The sequence below is a fragment of the Tardiphaga sp. genome (genome assembly GCF_041424195.1).
In the GTDB taxonomy this organism is placed as follows: domain Bacteria; phylum Pseudomonadota; class Alphaproteobacteria; order Rhizobiales; family Xanthobacteraceae; genus Tardiphaga.
This window is the reverse complement of sequence record NZ_JBGMOE010000224.1, coordinates 167,061-180,822: the sequence shown is the minus strand read 5'-3', so window position 1 is coordinate 180,822 and position 13,762 is coordinate 167,061. Positions and strand designations below refer to the sequence as shown.

The following is a 13,762-nucleotide window of genomic DNA, read 5'->3' as shown; positions in this document are numbered from 1 at the left end:
CGTGGGGTAGCGCAGGTGACGGCGCACCACGTCGACGAATTGCGTGTCGCGTTTGAACGCCCACTCCGCAACAAGCCAATGCTCGTGGGCGAAGGATGGCGTAGACAAGCTTGCGATCGGCGGAATCGACCCGTCGCCGATTAGCCAGCGCTAAGGTGAAATGGCCGCTGTGAAGATGCTAGGCCGCGCGTGTGCCAGCCGAAGAACGGCCCGACATCAACGACACGACACGTGGCGAAGCGGCCGGTATGAGAGAGGGGGAGGATATGGCTTTCGCGGAGATGCCCCGACCTTCTTCATCGCATTCCCGGGCATAGGCCAACACCGTCTCCGCGTCACGTCCGAGCAACATGCTGGCGATGCGCCGCGCCCGCGCGGCGCGGGCCTGCCAAAGCGACGGATCGGACGACTGGATTTCGGCCATGGCGCGACTCATCAATGGCTGCGACAACAAATTGTGGCGACAGAAAATTCGAAGTACAATCCTTGTCATTTCCCCCGTTTCGAGTCCGTCGTCCGATTCGGAGGCGTTTTTCCGTCGTGCCAGGCTGCGATCGTGCTTAGAGCGGATAGCATCGCGCGCGAGCTCACGGGTCCAAACCTTGACAGAGCCTAGCGAATTGGGATGGCGGGACCGCTCGCGTTCCGGCAGTATCCCCGGGGCAATGGGACGACTGGACGCTACCAACGGCGCTCCAGGTCCAGGCGCATCCGGGGGGAATGCGTGTCGTGATCCTGACTGACAACGAAACAAAGGTCGACCTCCTCAATAATGAGGCGATCGCCAAAACCATTATCGAATTGCTCCGTGAGAAGCCCGAACGAGCGGTAACGATCGGGATCCATGGTGATTGGGGTGCTGGCAAGTCGAGTATCCTCGAGATGATCGAGGCCAACCTGGAGACTGACGATCGCGTCCTCTGCCTTAAATTTAACGGTTGGCGCTTTCAGGGTTTCGAAGATGCGAAAATCGCGCTCATCGAGGGCATCGTCACAGGCCTGATCGAGAAGAGGCCCCTGCTCAGACAAGCTGGAGAGGGCGTCAAGAACATCTTTCGGCGCATCGACTGGCTCAAGATCGCCCGCCATGCCGGCGGCTTGGCCTTCACGGTTGCGACAGGCATTCCGACGCCCGATCAGGTCGGCGCCGTGGTCGGAACGCTCAAGGACATTTTCGCGGACCCCGCCAAGCTCGCCAAGAAAGAGAACTACGACAGGGCGATTGATGGGGTGCAGGGCTTATTGAAGCCTGGCGAATCCAAAAACGTCCCTGAAGAAATCGGCGCCTTCCGCGAGGCCTTCGATGATCTCCTCAAGCAGGCCGGAATCGATCAACTCGTGGTTCTGATCGACGACCTCGACCGCTGTCTGCCTGACACTGCGATCGAAACCCTCGAAGCGGTACGCTTGTTTGTCTTCACTGGTCGCACCGCTTTCGTCGTCGCCGCCGATGAGGCGATGATCGAATACGCGGTCCGCAAACACTTCCCCGAACTTCCTGACACCACCGGGCCTCGGGATTATGCCCGCAACTATCTCGAAAAGCTCATCCAGGTCCCGTTTCGGATTCCACCCTTGGGAGAAACTGAGACCCGGATCTATGTCACGCTATTGCTGGTCGGCGCCGAACTCGCTGAGGGCGAGGCGGCCTATACGGCGCTGATTGATGCGGCCCGCGAATTGCTGAAGCGGCCCTGGAAGACCGCGGGTCTTGACGCCCAAACGGTGAGAGCTGCCTTGGGCGACAAGGCGGGACAGGTACAGAATGCGCTCGCGCTCAGTGACCAAATCGGCCCGATCTTGGCGAGTGGGACACAAGGCAATCCCCGGCAGATCAAGCGATTCCTCAACACCCTGCTGCTTCGTCATCAGACCGCGATCGCCCGCGGCTTCGGCGACGAGGTCAAGCTGCCGGTTCTCGCCAAGCTGATGCTGGCCGAACGTTTCCTGTCGCGGCTTTTCGACCAGATCGCCAGCAGCGCGGCGCGCAATCCAGATGGTGTCTGCGAGGATCTTGCCGCGCTGGAAGCTGCGGCAGGCGATGACAAGGATAAGCCGAAAGCGAAGCGCGCTGGACCGAAGATCACGCGTCTGGACGATGATGCCCAATCGACGTCGTCAGCACCCGCGGTAAGCGAAAGTGCCGTGCTGGTGGAATGGAAAGCAGCCGACGCCATCCGCGCCTGGGCGAAACTTCCCCCGAGCCTAGCAGGCGTCGACCTGCGCCCGTATCTGTTCGTGACCAAGGATCGGAAAGATTACTTCGGCGCGGCATCGGTTCTCGGCCGACTCGTGGCCGTCGTCGACAAGTTGCTCGGTCCGAAGTTGACGGTTCAAGCTCTCGACGGAGAGTTAAAGCGACTCGTCCCGGCCGAAGCGGCCCAAGTGTTTGAAGAACTGCGCGGCCGGATCATGGGCGGCGACACCTTCGACACTGCGCCACCCGGCGTCGACGGTCTGGCCGTGTTGGTGCGGGCTCACCCGACGTTGCAGCCCAACCTTCTCGATCTCCTCGAGGCCCTACCGGCCGACCGCAGCGGCCCGTGGCCCGCAAGCGGTTGGGAAGGCGTCATCAAAGACCCCGAGGGCATCGCGCGTTTCGAGAAATTGTTGGAGCGGTGGTCCACATCCAAGTCGTCATTTCTCAAGACGACCGCCGCGGCCGCGCTGCGCACCCGAAAGGGCACGCGCTGATGGGCACGTCGAACGCTTATGGCGGCGCGGCCGGCAACTCCGCCCTCGTGCCGACTTGGCTCCAAGGCGAAGCCAACAACCCAGGTGCGGCGCCAGGCTCGGAGCCGGCGTCAGGTGCCGGCCCAAGTGACCAGCCGCCATCCGCAGATCCGAATCCACCGGCGGTTCCGGTCGCGCCAGCGGCGAGACCCGCCGCACCTATAGCCGGCGCGGCAGATCGTTTCACGTCTGCGAGGAACAATTTCTCCCGCTTCGCCAGTTCAGGTGGCGGTGACCGGCAGAGCTTGGGACGCGCCGTTTCGCAATATGTCTCGAAGGCCACGGGCGGATCCCGGCAGGCCGCCCAGCGAATGGGCTCCGCGCGCGGTGCCGGGGCTGGCCTCGTTCGCTTCCTCAATGACGCAAGCACCAACGGCGTCCGCGAGGCGCTTCGGACGCTGAATCTCGAAAGCCTCGCCGGGCGTCCGATCGAGGAAGTCTTCGCAGGCCTTGCCGATTATATCTGCCCCGAGGGCGGTGCGATCGATGAAGGCATCGCGCGCGACGCCTTCATTGAAACGATCGCCGATCTCGCCGGAGCCGGTATCACGGACATCGACGCGCTCACGCCGGCGCAGATTCAGACCGTGTTCGAGCTTTATGCGACGCACGCGATCGAAGCGCGCCTTTGCAACGACATCGGTACCAAGGTTATCACGTTGCCAACCGATCCGAGCACCGCCGAGCGGATCGAGGCTCAGTTGCGCGACTTCATTCATCGTGGTGTCAGCGACACCATCAACGCGGCCGGCGTGAACATCCAATCATTGACACCCGAAAAGGTCCTTGGATTCGTCACCGACGTCTATCAGGCCGCATTCGAGGCATTGCAGACTTTGGGCGACGCGGAGGCGGAGAAATGAGACGACATGTCATCATCGGCCGCTTCGGACCGGATGATAGAACCCGCGTGCCGAAGGCGCGCGATGAGACGGCCTCGCCCCTGCAGCTCATAAGAGGAGAGCATCTCGACCACGGCATCGGCCACGCGCTCGACGACCTCAAGGCTCTGGGCTTGACGCCCTCCGAGATCGGCGCCGACATGTTGCTGGTCGCCGCACATGTTCATGCCGCGGATACACGACTGTCCAGGTCGACGGAATCGCAAGACGCATGGACCCGTGAGATCCGCCTGGTCGTGCCGGTCAGCGATCCCGGGCGCTGGAGCGCGAACGCGGGCGTTCTCACGCGCGCCCTGAATTTTCTGACCGGCGACAGGTGGTCGGTCGGGTTCAGGAAACGCCCGAAGGGCTTCAGCAAGCTCGTGTCTCCCGCCGCGCCGAGCTTGATCGCTCCGCCGTTCGATGGGGTCAGCCTGTTTTCGGGTGGCCTCGACAGCCTGATCGGAGCGATCGACACGCTGGAAGCGCGAGGCGTGCCTCTGTTGGTCAGCCATGCGGGCGAGGGATTGGTCAGTAAATCTCAGGATCTGTGTTTCGATGGATTGAAGGCTGCCTACAAGTCGTCGTCATTCGATCGGCTGCGGATGTGGATGAGTTTTGACAGTGAGCTGGTCAAGGGCGTCGGCTCCGAGGATACGACCCGCGGGCGATCCTTTCTGTTCTTTTCGCTCGGCGTGGCCGCTGGTTCAGGTTTCGCCGGCGATTTCGTGTTGAAAGTGCCGGAGAATGGCCTGATCGCGCTCAATGTCCCGCTCGATCGATTGCGGCTAGGCGCGTTAAGCACTCGAACGACACATCCTTTCTACATTGCGCGATGGAACGAACTTCTCCGTGGTCTCGGAATCCCGGGCCGGCTGGAAAACCCATACTGGGATAAGACGAAGGGCCAAATGGTGGCTGCATGCGCCAATCCCGGTCTCCTAAAACAGCTCGCCCCGGTGTCTCTGTCTTGCTCGTCGCCCTCCAAGGGGCGTTGGACGAAAAAGCCTCAGGGACATTGCGGATATTGCTTGCCCTGCTTGATTCGCCGCGCGTCCCTCATCAACAAAGATCGAACTACCTATGGCTTACCTAACCTTCACGGCTCGGTGCTGGATACCAAACAGGCCGAAGGACAGCAGGTTCGTTCATTCCAGATAGCAGTCGATCGCATCGAGAAACGGCCCGAACTCGCCAAGATGCTCATTCATAAGCCGGGTCCACTTTACGACGAACCCGGGCGACATGATCAACTCGCGGACGTCTATCGCCGCGGATTGGCGGAAGTAGGCGTCCTGTTAAAGGGTGTCCGCACCGCGCCGTCATAGGAACCGGGCATGCGTTCTTCCGGACTCGTCGACTTCCATTGCCACCTCGATCTCTATCCGGACTTTGCCGCCGCGGTGGATGACTGCGAGCGAGATGGCGTGTTCACATTGGCGGTGACGACGACGCCGAAGGCGTGGGCGAGAAACCAGGAATTGGCGGCACCCACACGCCACGTGCGCGCGGCGCTCGGGCTACATCCGCAATTGGTCGGAGAGCGCGCCAGGGAGATCGACCTCTGGGAAGAGTTGCTTCCGAACGCGCGCTATGTCGGCGAAGTCGGCCTCGACGCCGGACCGCGCTTCTACAAATCTTTCGATAGGCAGAAGGAGATCTTCGCGCGAGTCTTGAAGGCTTCGGCAGATGCTAGGAACAAGATACTCACCGTCCACAGCGTCAGGGCGGCCAAGGTCGTGCTCGATATGGTCGAAGCGCATCTGCCACCCACACGCGGTCGCGTGGTGTTGCACTGGTTCACCGGCACCGCAGCGGAGGCCAGGCGTGCCGTCGATCTGGGTTGTTATTTCTCAATCAACACGGAAATGCTAGCGAACGAAAAACGTAGTGCGCTCGTAAAGGCGTTGCCTCTCGATCGTCTCCTCACCGAAACCGACGGACCGTTCACCCAAACCGACAACCGGCCAAGTCGTCCGAGTGATGTCGGACGCGTCCTCGACGGCTTGGCGCTTCTGTTCGGTCAGGAACGCGGGACGGTCACCGCCGCCGTGCTCGACAATCTGAAAGTCCTGCTGTCCGATCGAGAATGAAGCAACTGACGTCAAAGCGTTGGCGTGATCGCGCGAAAGCAAAAACAAATCAGCGGATCGAAGCCACGCGTTTCCGTATCGCGAGCGCGTGGCCTTGGTAGATTCCGCAATCTAGCGCCAACTTGTAGAATTCCTCGGCGACTCCATCAGGACCGATGTGAACCGCAAGATGATATTTTCGGGTCATATCCCTGCTTAAGGTTCCGAGTTCCGACGCATCGCTCGGACCCACGTGACCAAATGAAAGCGCTTTGCCTGAGAATGCCTCGATGATGTCGTCCGGGAGCTCCGCGCCAAAAAGGAAATATCGGAGGTGTTGGAGGAAATTGGGGTGCCGAAAGATGTCGTCTCCGACAGTCTTGTTGCGCTCGAACAACTGCCGATATGACCCCTTGATGCGTCCGGTGCGGTAGGTCGGGTCCTCGAAATATTTCAGGCGCACCTCGGGAATAGCGGCACGCGCCAACAGCGACGTCATCAACGCCAACGCGAGTTCGCCATTTCTTTGAGCGCCGTCACTCTCATGGAAGAGCTCCTCCTGACGGAGCTTCGTCGCTGCCAGGATCGCGCCTTCGTCCGGCGTCAATGCAATGGGGCCGATCAACGGTCTTGGCGCTTCCATGCTGTGGATCACATCTGTCGAGAGTTTCACGATCGGACGTCGACCATTCTTGTATTCCAGCTTACATCAATTGAGCGAGTGCGAGACGTGCCAATCCAATTGCGACAGTTGAATGCGTCCATTGTTCGGTGGCCCGCGGCTCACGGCGCAGCAAGGTCTGGAGCCGTTCCTGGTCACGCCGCTCTCGTTCTTAGAACAGTATGCAATTTCTCGGGCTTCAGGTGAGTATATCGACGCAACATCTTCCAATCCTTGTGGCCGGTTACCAGCGCGACCTGTTCAATCGTGAAGCCGGCTTCAAATAGTCGACTCGTGCCTTCATGGCGAAGGTCATGAAAATGGAGGTCTTGTATCTTTAGATCTTTGCATTGACGGCGAAATGCGGTGCCGACCGAACGTCCGTTGTAAGGAAAAATGCGACCCTCTCGAATGTTTGAAAAGCGTCCTTGTTCTTCAATGATCTTGCACGCGTCATATCCCGACACGTCCAGTAGCGGGATGCGTTGATCGTTGCCTTTCTTCTTCCGAGGGTCCTTGCGATCTCGAATGAGGAGCATCTTGCCCTCGGGATCAAAGTCGCTCCATTCAATTCTAGCAATTTCGTCCTGCCGCATTGCCGTTGCGACGGCAAATCGAATGATCCGGTCAACGGGGATTTGTTGCCGATCATTGGCTTCGAGCCTCGCGATGATGAGATCGAGCTCCTTTTGTGTTGGACGACGGTCGCGCTCGTTGCCCTTGCCGACAAGACCAAGGCGTCCGAGAGCAATACGTGCGAGATTGATTGGTTCGATCGAAACGGTCACGCCATGCACAGCGGCGGCATGCGAGAGGATCGTTTTGATGTATCCCAAATCGATGCCAACCGTTACAGGACCCGCGCCCTCTTGCGCGCGCTCCTTTCCGAACTTGATGAGACGCTCGCGATCGAGTTCGCCCAAACGGAGAAGCCCGAGTCTCTCGTCAAGGAATTTTAGACTCGCGTCCTTCGACCGCCCGATTTTCCTGCTGACCTCTTCTAGGTCTTGGCGGTGTAGAGCGATGAGATCGCCAAAAAGCTTGGCCTCTCGGGCTCGCGAAGTTGCGGGCTCCTGACGATCAATTCTTCGCTCGATATCCAGTGCCCATTCCTCGGCGTCCTTACGGCGGACGAACGTCTCATTGACGTATTTTCCTTTACGCCGGACCTGCGCACGCCACGAACCCGACTTTAATCTGCTAAAGGTAGCCACGCGTGTGCGCTCCGTGTGCACTGAGGCGTCGAAAAGCCGGAAAAAACGTCGTGTCATGGCGTAAGATAGAGTGCACACAACGCGACCTAACGATTTGAATGTACTTGAAAAATGCAGCTAAATCAATCACACAGATTTGCCGTGGCGCCTATGATGGACTGGACTGACCGGCATTGCCGCGTCTTCCATCGTCTGCTGTCGCGGCGGACGCGGCTCTATACGGAGATGCTGACGACGGGCGCCGTGATCCATGGCGACCGCACGCGGTTGCTTGGCTTTGACGCCAGCGAACATCCGGTGGCGCTGCAACTCGGTGGCTCTGAGCCGGCACATCTTGCGGAAGCGGCGAAGATCGGCGTGGATTTCGGCTATGACGAAATCAACATCAATGTCGGTTGTCCCTCGGATCGGGTGAAGGACGGCCGCTTCGGTGCCTGCCTGATGGCGGAGCCGGATCTGGTCGCGCGCGGTGTGGCCGCGATGAAGCAGGCCGTGGACGTGCCGGTCACCGTCAAGTGCCGTATCGGCATCGACGATCAGGATCCCGAAGTGGCGCTCGATACGCTGGCGCGCGCGGTGGTCGCAGCCGGCGCTGACGGTCTCATCGTGCATGCGCGGAAGGCGTGGCTCAATGGTCTGTCGCCGAAAGAGAACCGCAACATTCCTCCGCTGAACTACGACCGCGTCTATCGCCTGAAGGCGGCAATGCCCGACGTGCCGATCATCATCAATGGCGGCATCGCGGGTATCACTGAAGCCGCTGCTCATCTCGCGCATGTGGATGGCGCGATGCTTGGCCGCGCGGCCTATCAGGAGCCATGGCGGCTATTGTCGGTCGATCCCGAACTGTTCGGCGAACCGGCGCCGCACGCGACGATGAAAGACGCCTTCGCGGCGATGATGCCCTATATCGAGGATCAGCTTGCGCAGGGCACGCGGCTGCATTCGATCACCCGGCATTTCGTCGGCGCATTCCACGGCGTGCGCGGCGCGCGCGCGTTCCGGCGCTATCTGGCGGAGAATGGCGTCAAGCACGGTGCGGGCATCAATGTGTTGCGTGAGGCAATTGCGCAGGTCGAGGATGAACCTGCGGAGTCGGTCGCGGCCTAGCTACGGATAGCCACGCAGCATCAGTCTATCTGCGCGCACTTCCCAGCTTTCCAGACGGTCGAGAAAGCTCATGCCGAGCAGGTTGGTTTTCATCTGTCCGCGCGGCACCACCAGTGCCGGGACGGATCGTTCCACCAGCTTGCCAACGGCGAGACGATCCAGCGTCAATCGCGCAGCCTTGGTACGACCGCCCGCAGTCTCGACGTCGACATTGTAGTCGAGCAATTCGAGCGGCAGACCCGCAGCCTTTGCGGTTTCATAAGTCAGCACCACCGAGGTTGCGCCCGTATCGATCACCATGGCCGTCTTCACGCCGTTGATCTTGGCCTGAAGTCCGAACTCGCCGGTATTGCCGCGCGGCACATCGACCAGCCGCAATGGCGGCGGGCTCTGCCTGCGCAGGATTTCCGTGACGAGATTGCCGGCCTTGGAGATCTGCTTGGGGTCGCCATAGGCGAGGGCGGCGCCAGCCGTCGCAACGATGACGATGACCAAAAGGAAGACCCGGCTCATGGCGAGCCTCTCAGGTCGTCGCTGCGGTCTTCCTTGCGGCGTATGTGGACGAAGGCTCCAGCCCGGCGTCGGCCATGCGGGCCGGCAGCAGCGCCATCGTATCCAGACGCTCCGCGCTGGCCATTTTTCCCCAGCGCGCGATCTCCGGCAGCGTGCGTCCGCAGCCGAGGCAGAGCTTGGTCTTGGGGTCGATGAAGCAGACGGCGATGCACGGTGTTTCTTTGCTCATCCATTAATATTGAAGCGGATAGGCTTGCTTGCGCAAGCGTCGAAATCACAGCCCGGTTCCTGCATTCATGATGGGCTTGTTGCGGGCCCGGCGTTTCTCATCGGCGACGTTCATCTCGTAATCGGGCTGCAACGGCGGCGCATCGGGCGCCATCGGAGCTAGTGCGGACATCACACGCTCCGGCGGGAAGGTGACGATCACCTCGGTGCCGATCCGCAGTTTGGATTTCAGCGTGAATGTGCCGCCATGCATGTCGATCAGGCTCTTGGCGATCGGCAGACCGAGACCGGCCCCCTGTTCGGCCGATTTGATTGAGTTCGATCCCTGGCCAAATGACGCCAGCACGATCGGAATCTCGTCTTCGGCGATGCCGGAACCGGTGTCCTTGCAGCTCAGATACTGGCCGCCGGAGGCGGTCCAGCCGACCTTGAGCCAGATCTCGCCGCCCTGCGGTGTGAATTTGATCGAATTGGACAGCAGGTTCAGCACGATCTGCCGGCAGGCGCGCTCGTCGCCCCAGACCCGCGGCATGCCGTGTTCGAAGACTTCATGGATGGTGATGCCGCGGCTCGATGCGCGCAGCTTCAACAGGTGATGGCAGTCGGCCACCACATGCACCAGCGAGACGGCTTCTTCGTTCAATTCGTAGCGGCCGGCTTCGATGCGTGACAGATCGAGGATCTCGTTGATGAGATTCAGAAGATGCACGCCGGAGTTATGGATGTCAGCAGAGTAGTCCTTGTAGACCGGCACGGCATGGCCGCCGAAGATTTCGCTCTTCATCACTTCGGAGAAGCCGAGAATGGCGTTCAGCGGCGTGCGCAACTCATGGCTCATCTGCGCGAGGAAACGCGACTTCGCGACATTGGCGGCTTCGGCGCGGTGGCGCGCTTCGTCGGAGATTGCCTTTGCCTGTTCGAGTTCGCCGATCAGTGCATCTTTCTCGGCGCGGGCTTCCAGTGTTGCGAGCGTGGTCGAATGCAGACGTTGCGCCAGCAGCGCGAAATAGCCTTCGGCTGCGACAGCCAGAACGGCCAGCACGTAGTTGTCGAAGTTGCCGCGCAGGATGAAGCTCAGCGCCACGCCCAGCGTCACCGGCGCGGTGGCGGCAAAGGCTGCTATGGGCAGGCTGGCGGCGAGCATGCTGGAGACCGCGACCACCAGCAGCATCAGGAACATCATCAGCGAATTGGAGACGACGTCGACACCGGTCGGATGCACGAGGATGACCGTCCAGGACAGGCCGTAGAGCAGGTCCAAAAAGATAAAGCGCAGCCGCCATTTGTGCGTGCTGCCGGGTGTCGGTGTTTCCGTTAGGTAGCGATTGCAGGCGCGCAGGATCACCGCGTGAATGCACAGCATTCCGCAAGACCATGCGGCGGCCGGCAGCGGCTGCATCCAGAACCCGAACAGGATGCCGGTGCCGACCACCAGCAGCATGATGACGAGCGAGGCGGAGAGGCGGGTCTGAGCGTATTGGCGGAGCAGTTCGCGATCGAAAGCGGGGCGCGTTCCCGAGGTCGAGGTCAGCCGGTCGCGCGCTTCGCGCACCCGCTGTTGTGCCGCCCGGCGATTGCGCGGCGGAACAGCGACGGGCGTTTCAGCCGGAAGCTGGACGACCTCGGGCCTGGCGGCGGGCTCACTCATCACTCGTACACAAATCCTGCACGCAAACGCGGGCGGTTTTTCACAGATCCTATCTGTGCCGCACAATCATTAAGAGGTGCCTTAGAGAACGAGGTAATCCGGTTAATATTCGATAAAAACAGAGGCGGCGGAGAATGCCCGGCCAGCATCACTCCGCCGCCTTTTATATTGCGAAATTAGATACTTAGCGCTGCAATCTTGCCAAAAGACTGGAAGTGTCCCAGCGCTTGCCGCCCATGGTTTCCACTTCTGCATAGAAGTTATCGACCACAGCCGTGACCGGCAGGCTGGCACCGTTGCGGCGGGCCTCCGCGAGACAGATCGAGAGGTCCTTGCGCATCCATTCGACAGCGAAGCCGAAATCGAACTTTCCGTCATTCATGGTCTTGTGGCGGTTCTCCATCTGCCACGATTGCGCGGCGCCCTTGGAGATCACCTCGACCACCGCATTGACGTCGAGACCGGCCTTCTTGGCAAAGTGGATGCCTTCGGACAGCGCCTCGACGAGGCCGGCGATGCAGATCTGGTTGACCATCTTGGTCAGCTGGCCGGAGCCCGCGGGGCCGAGCAGCTTCTGCATCTTGGCGTAGGACGTGATGATCGGCTCGACCTTGGCATAAACCTTCGAGTCGCCGCCGCACATCACAGTCAGGGCGCCGTTTTCGGCGCCGGCCTGGCCGCCCGAGACTGGCGCGTCGATGAAGTGGAAACCGGCCTTGGTGGCGGCGGCGTCGAGCTCACGGGCCACTTCGGCTGAGGCAGTGGTGTGGTCGACGAAGGTCGCGCCCTTGACCATGCCGGCGAAAGCGCCGTCGGAGCCGATGGTGACCGACCGCAGGTCCTCATCATTGCCGACGCAGGCCATCACGAAATCCTGGCCTTCGGCAGCCGCTTTCGGGGTCGGCGCGGACTTGCCGCCGAACTTCTCGACCCATGCTTTGGCCTTGGATGCGTTGCGGTTGTAGACGGTGACCTCGTGGCCGCCCTTGGTGGCAAGGTGACCGGCCATGGGGAAACCCATGACGCCGAGACCGATGAATGCAACTTTGGCCATGTCCGTACCCTTTGGATTCTGTCGGCTTTGCTGCCGAACGTCGACTCTTGGAAAGTGAGGGCGCCGCCCTGGTTGGTGGCGGCGAGATCGCTGGTGATGAGGAGCGTCAGCATAGTCGCTGCGCAGGACGCGGCAAAGCCCCCGTCACCACTCATGGCTGCAGCCGCTTATGGTGCGTTGCAAAACAGAATCCGGTGCGGGTCTTGCGCCAGAGCAATCTCGGAACTCTCAACATCGCCTCGAAACGCCATGGACTTAGGGCGGAAGTTCTCTATCTGTGCGGTTTGAATTGTCCGTCGATCGGGAGACACGCATTGAGCGTTTCGAAGCAGCAAATTCTGGATGGCCTGGCCAAGGTGACATCGCCCCGCGGCGTGCCGCTGATCCATGCCGATGTCTTGTCCGAGATCGTGGTGACCGACGGCAAGGTGCTGTTTTCGATCAATGTGGACGCCGCCGAAGCGCGGGCCTGGGAAAGCGTGCGCGCGCAGGCGGAAGCCGCGGTGCGCGCGCTCCCGGGTGTCACGGGCGCGATGGTTGCGCTGACGGCGGAGCGCAAGCCCGGCAGCGCGCCGGCCGCCACACCCGCGCATAGCCATGGTCCCGCTGCGCATTCGCGCGGTCCGCAGTCCGGCGGCGTACAGCCGGTCTCGGCGCATCGCCCGCACGCCAACCCGGCCAACTCGCCAATGTCAAAACAGGCTGAGATTCCTGGCGTTGCCGCGATCATCGCAGTGGCCTCGGGGAAGGGTGGCGTCGGCAAGTCCACGACGGCGCTCAACCTGGCGCTGGGCCTGCGCGATCTCGGCCTGAAGGTCGGTCTGCTGGACGCCGATATCTATGGTCCGTCGGTACCGCGGCTGACCGGTATCCACGAAAAGCCTGTTCTCGACGACAACAGGAAGATGATCCCGATCGCGCGTTTCGGCCTGTCCATCATGTCGATCGGCTTCCTGGTCGAGGAGGAAACCGCAATGATCTGGCGCGGACCGATGGTGATGTCGGCGATCACCCAGATGCTGCGCGATGTCGCCTGGGGCACGCTCGATGTCCTCATCGTCGATATGCCGCCGGGCACCGGCGATGCACAGCTCACGCTGGCGCAGAACGTGCCCCTGAAGGGTGCGGTCATCGTCTCGACGCCGCAGGATCTGGCGCTGATCGATGCGAGGCGCGGCCTTGCGATGTTTACCAAGGTCAATGTGCCCGTGCTCGGCATCATCGAGAATATGAGCTATTTCCAGTGCCCGGAATGCGGCACACGCTCCGACATCTTCGGCCATGGCGGCGCCCGTCACGAGGCTGAGCGGCTCAAGGTGCCGTTCCTGGGTGAAGTGCCGTTGCATATGTCCATCCGCGCGATGTCGGATGCCGGCACGCCCGTGGTGGTGAGCGAGCCCAACGGCCCGCACGCGGCGATCTATCGGGCCATCGGCACGCAGATCCGCGACCGGTTGCAGGGCGTTATTGCAGCTGCGTAAGCGGGCCGGTGGCCGGGGCCGGGATTAAGGCCGAGATGCCGCATAGAACTTTCGTTCAATTGGGCGGGCAACGACCTTCGTCGTGTTTTCCGCGGCTGAATAACCGTGTTAGACAGCCTCTGCACCAGAGCGTCTTCGGTTGAATCGCGCAACGATTTGCCGTCGAA

General features: G+C 61.1%; 13 protein-coding genes. 6 read left to right on the top strand and 7 right to left on the bottom strand.

The genetic code is table 11. From position 1 onward, the window contains the following. Positions 1 to 178: 178 nt before the first annotated feature. Entirely contained in the window at positions 179 to 424 is a 246-nt protein-coding gene (locus ACEK02_RS31335; RefSeq protein ID WP_211374468.1) for a hypothetical protein, read from the bottom strand. 305 nt (positions 425 to 729) lie between these two features. Here ACEK02_RS31335 and qatA point away from each other — a divergent pair, with 305 nt between their 5' ends. Genes qatA through qatD form a run of 4 tightly spaced genes read left to right on the top strand, consistent with a single transcriptional unit; the run spans position 730 to position 5,707 of the window. Then, a complete protein-coding gene (gene qatA / locus ACEK02_RS31330; protein WP_211374469.1) occupies positions 730 to 2,694 on the top strand; it encodes a Qat anti-phage system ATPase QatA in 1,965 nt (654 codons plus the stop codon). Continuing rightward, complete coding sequence (gene qatB / locus ACEK02_RS31325) at positions 2,694 to 3,596, top strand: Qat anti-phage system associated protein QatB (RefSeq protein WP_211374470.1); 903 nt, start codon at positions 2,694 to 2,696, stop codon at positions 3,594 to 3,596. The genes qatA and qatB overlap by 1 nt, the downstream gene beginning before the upstream one ends. After that, on the top strand, positions 3,593 to 4,942 hold the full coding sequence (gene qatC, locus ACEK02_RS31320) for a Qat anti-phage system QueC-like protein QatC (protein WP_211374471.1): 1,350 nt from the start codon (positions 3,593 to 3,595) through the stop codon (positions 4,940 to 4,942). The genes qatB and qatC overlap by 4 nt, the downstream gene beginning before the upstream one ends. A gap of 9 nt (positions 4,943 to 4,951) precedes the next feature. After that, positions 4,952 to 5,707 (top strand): Qat anti-phage system TatD family nuclease QatD, encoded by a 756-nt coding sequence (gene qatD / locus ACEK02_RS31315; RefSeq protein WP_211374472.1) that lies wholly within the window; start codon positions 4,952 to 4,954, stop codon positions 5,705 to 5,707. 49 nt (positions 5,708 to 5,756) lie between these two features. Here qatD and ACEK02_RS31310 read toward each other — a convergent pair whose 3' ends face one another. Then, positions 5,757 to 6,311: a hypothetical protein gene (locus tag ACEK02_RS31310; protein ID WP_371425475.1), complete on the bottom strand. Its 555-nt coding sequence runs from the start codon at positions 6,309 to 6,311 to the stop codon at positions 5,757 to 5,759. Between the two features lie 191 nt (positions 6,312 to 6,502). Further along, positions 6,503 to 7,561 (bottom strand): site-specific integrase, encoded by a 1,059-nt coding sequence (locus tag ACEK02_RS31305; RefSeq protein WP_211374474.1) that lies wholly within the window; start codon positions 7,559 to 7,561, stop codon positions 6,503 to 6,505. A 111-nt stretch (positions 7,562 to 7,672) separates the two neighbouring features. On the opposite strand from ACEK02_RS31305, the gene dusA reads away from it, so the two are divergent. Beyond that, on the top strand, positions 7,673 to 8,671 hold the full coding sequence (dusA, locus tag ACEK02_RS31300) for a tRNA dihydrouridine(20/20a) synthase DusA (RefSeq protein ID WP_371425472.1): 999 nt from the start codon (positions 7,673 to 7,675) through the stop codon (positions 8,669 to 8,671). On the opposite strand, the gene ACEK02_RS31295 is transcribed toward dusA, so the two are convergent. From ACEK02_RS31295 to ACEK02_RS31280, 4 genes are all read right to left on the bottom strand, one after another. Next, a complete protein-coding gene (locus ACEK02_RS31295; RefSeq protein ID WP_371425470.1) occupies positions 8,672 to 9,184 on the bottom strand; it encodes a TIGR02281 family clan AA aspartic protease in 513 nt (170 codons plus the stop codon). It lies immediately after the preceding gene. A 10-nt stretch (positions 9,185 to 9,194) separates the two neighbouring features. Then, positions 9,195 to 9,413: a DUF1289 domain-containing protein gene (locus tag ACEK02_RS31290; RefSeq protein WP_371425468.1), complete on the bottom strand. Its 219-nt coding sequence runs from the start codon at positions 9,411 to 9,413 to the stop codon at positions 9,195 to 9,197. Positions 9,414 to 9,458: 45 nt separating this feature from the next. Next, a complete protein-coding gene (locus ACEK02_RS31285) occupies positions 9,459 to 11,060 on the bottom strand; it encodes a sensor histidine kinase (RefSeq protein ID WP_371425466.1) in 1,602 nt (533 codons plus the stop codon). Between the two features lie 184 nt (positions 11,061 to 11,244). Further along, positions 11,245 to 12,114: an NAD(P)-dependent oxidoreductase gene (locus ACEK02_RS31280; RefSeq protein ID WP_371425464.1), complete on the bottom strand. Its 870-nt coding sequence runs from the start codon at positions 12,112 to 12,114 to the stop codon at positions 11,245 to 11,247. Positions 12,115 to 12,428: 314 nt separating this feature from the next. On the opposite strand from ACEK02_RS31280, the gene ACEK02_RS31275 reads away from it, so the two are divergent. After that, on the top strand, positions 12,429 to 13,595 hold the full coding sequence (locus tag ACEK02_RS31275; protein WP_371425462.1) for an Mrp/NBP35 family ATP-binding protein: 1,167 nt from the start codon (positions 12,429 to 12,431) through the stop codon (positions 13,593 to 13,595). The last annotated feature ends 167 nt before the right edge of the window (positions 13,596 to 13,762 follow it).

Coding starts and splice junctions, on each gene's coding strand:
- ACEK02_RS31335 (WP_211374468.1), bottom strand. CDS start 424: ATGGCCGAAATCCAGTCGTCCGATCCGTCGCTTTGGCAGGCCCGCGCC.
- qatB (WP_211374470.1), top strand. CDS start 2,694: ATGGGCACGTCGAACGCTTATGGCGGCGCGGCCGGCAACTCCGCCCTC.
- qatC (WP_211374471.1), top strand. CDS start 3,593: ATGAGACGACATGTCATCATCGGCCGCTTCGGACCGGATGATAGAACC.
- qatD (WP_211374472.1), top strand. CDS start 4,952: ATGCGTTCTTCCGGACTCGTCGACTTCCATTGCCACCTCGATCTCTAT.
- dusA (WP_371425472.1), top strand. CDS start 7,673: ATGCAGCTAAATCAATCACACAGATTTGCCGTGGCGCCTATGATGGAC.
- ACEK02_RS31295 (WP_371425470.1), bottom strand. CDS start 9,184: ATGAGCCGGGTCTTCCTTTTGGTCATCGTCATCGTTGCGACGGCTGGC.
- ACEK02_RS31290 (WP_371425468.1), bottom strand. CDS start 9,413: ATGAGCAAAGAAACACCGTGCATCGCCGTCTGCTTCATCGACCCCAAG.
- ACEK02_RS31285 (WP_371425466.1), bottom strand. CDS start 11,060: ATGAGTGAGCCCGCCGCCAGGCCCGAGGTCGTCCAGCTTCCGGCTGAA.
- ACEK02_RS31280 (WP_371425464.1), bottom strand. CDS start 12,114: ATGGCCAAAGTTGCATTCATCGGTCTCGGCGTCATGGGTTTCCCCATG.